Source organism: Vibrio mimicus CAIM 602 (assembly GCF_000338875.1).
Classification (GTDB): Bacteria; Pseudomonadota; Gammaproteobacteria; order Enterobacterales; family Vibrionaceae; genus Vibrio; species Vibrio mimicus.
The window spans coordinates 1-2,102 of record NZ_AOMO01000090.1; the positions used below are offsets into that span (position 1 = coordinate 1).

Below are 2,102 nucleotides of genomic sequence, written 5' to 3' on the forward strand. Positions count from 1 at the left end.
TTATAGGTAAAAGTTGAGCCAGTTCTAATTCAAGGAAATTCGAAGTTTGGTCAATGATTTCAGTGAGTTATTCTTGAATTGGTTTAAATGTAAAGTGTTGAAACTTAAGCATAACAAACGCCTCAAGAGGGACTGTCAACGCGCGGCGTTTCCAGTCCCATTGAGCCGTGGTGGTTGCAGTTGTTGTGTTTGAGTTTGGTTGTTATGCGTTGCCAGCCCCTTAGGCGGGCGTTATGTTTATAGGAGGGGTCTGTGAGTGGAGTGAAAATTCCATTTGGTTATGATTCAAATCGAAACCAAGTAACAATTCTGAATTACTTACCTTTTGGAAGACCTGATCCAATATTTTGTGGTGGAAAAGGCTGTGAAGCTGAGCTTGAGTATGTTTCAGCTAGTCAAAGGGTCGGTAAGTCAAAAACAACACAAGTCCCAGCTTATTTCAGGTTGGCGAAATATGAAAACCATGCAGTAACTTGTTCTTTTGCCACAAAAGGAAAGCAAGTGATTGATGCGGCAGGTTCAACTAATGAAGTCCTTACTGCTTTAGCTAATGGTAGCCGAGTTTTTCGTATCCATTTGATGGACGATAAAGACCAAGTGAGAATGAAAGGTAAGGAAAATGATTTTTTAAAAATCATACCCATGACACTGTAAAGCGAACCTATAGAGTACGTGGTAGAAAGTTGCCTTATGTAAATAATCTTAATGGCTTGTTTGACCTTTACGAATATGGACGTAAAAATCCAGCAATGCGTCAGTCAATTTTTGTTATGGTGGATAAAGAGAAATTAAGGTGGGACGAATTCTTTTTTGATGTGAAGCACTATGATGAGTTACACCAAAAGATACTTGCTAGCGGTACTGTCAAAGCAGCAGTTATAGGCCATGTTAATAAGGTTAATTTTAGTAGCTCAACTAGGCCTTTCTCATCGGCAGAGCTTTCTCCAAAGCTTCAAGGCAAAGGTAACAATATTTATCCGATAGCTCGATTAAAGTTTGGCTTAAGTCATCGCTTTATCAATCCTGGTACGAAAGTATTGTGCTTTGGTTCGTTTAAATTAGAGCATGACGTATCTAAACGGATAGTTCCTTCAAATAGGGGGCATGAATTAGTTATGGGGTTAGCAGCACCATATCAGTGGCTTGAAATATAAACATAACAAACGCTTCAAGAGGGACAGCCAACGCGCGGCATTTCTACTATGCGTTGGTTTTTGTGATTGCGGTGTTGTGCGGAAAGTTAGTAGTGGCGTTGGCTGCCCCTTAAGCGGGCGTTATAGGGATGTAAATGTCAGTAGAAATCAAAAGAGTTGATAAACACGATTGCCTTGATTTACTTGGGATCTTCATTGAACTTGAGCAGTATTATTTCGGTGAAAAGGCTGCATCAGAACAGGATTTAGCCAACTATCTTAGTCATCAAGTATTTTCTGAGCACTCAGGCGTAAAAGTGATCGCAGCCTTTGATCACGATAAGATTTTGGGTTTCGCAACTTACACAATAATGTTTCCGGCACCAAAATTATCAGGCCAGATGTACATGAAAGACCTATTTGTATCTTCCTCTGCTCGTGGTAAAGGTGTTGGACTTCAATTGATGAAACACTTGGCTTCTATCGCGATTACTCATAACTGTCAGCGCTTAGATTGGACAGCAGAGAATACGAATCCGACAGCAGGAAAGTTTTACAAATCAATCGGAGCCAGTTTGATTAGAGAAAAAGAGTATTACCGCTTTGAAGGTAATGATTTGAATAAGCTGGCAAAATCCCTATAACAAACGCCTCAAGAGGGACTGCCAACGCGTGGCGTTGCCAGCCCCTTAGGCGGGCGTTAGCTTCTTAAAGACAGAAATCATCAAAATCCAAGCTCAATCGTTCTGAAAACTCAGCTTTTAGCGTTCAAATTGCACAATTTGGCTTTTGAGTTTTTTCTTGATGCTGATTTGGTCGAACGTGTTGAAAGTTCAGTGGTTTCAAAGTCGCTGAAAACCATCAAACCTCGATGCTTCAATGTTGTTGGATGCTCCACACGGAAAGTTTGGTTTCACAAAGGCTGCATCATCGCTGAAAGTGAGCTTCCTTTGTCGCGGACTCTTAACC

The 2,102-nt window shown here is 40.8% G+C and carries 3 protein-coding genes; all 3 read left to right on the forward strand.

Features of this window, described 5'->3' with window-relative positions; all coding sequences use genetic code 11:
* Positions 1-252 precede the first annotated feature (252 nt).
* Positions 253-654: a hypothetical protein gene (locus D908_RS0120070; RefSeq protein ID WP_032467777.1), complete on the forward strand. Its 402-nt coding sequence runs from the start codon at positions 253-255 to the stop codon at positions 652-654.
* Between the two features lie 29 nt (positions 655-683).
* Positions 684-1,154: a hypothetical protein gene (locus D908_RS0120075; protein ID WP_032467778.1), complete on the forward strand. Its 471-nt coding sequence runs from the start codon at positions 684-686 to the stop codon at positions 1,152-1,154.
* 134 nt (positions 1,155-1,288) lie between these two features.
* Complete coding sequence (locus D908_RS00950; protein ID WP_005527595.1) at positions 1,289-1,777, forward strand: GNAT family N-acetyltransferase; 489 nt, start codon at positions 1,289-1,291, stop codon at positions 1,775-1,777.
* The last annotated feature ends 325 nt before the right edge of the window (positions 1,778-2,102 follow it).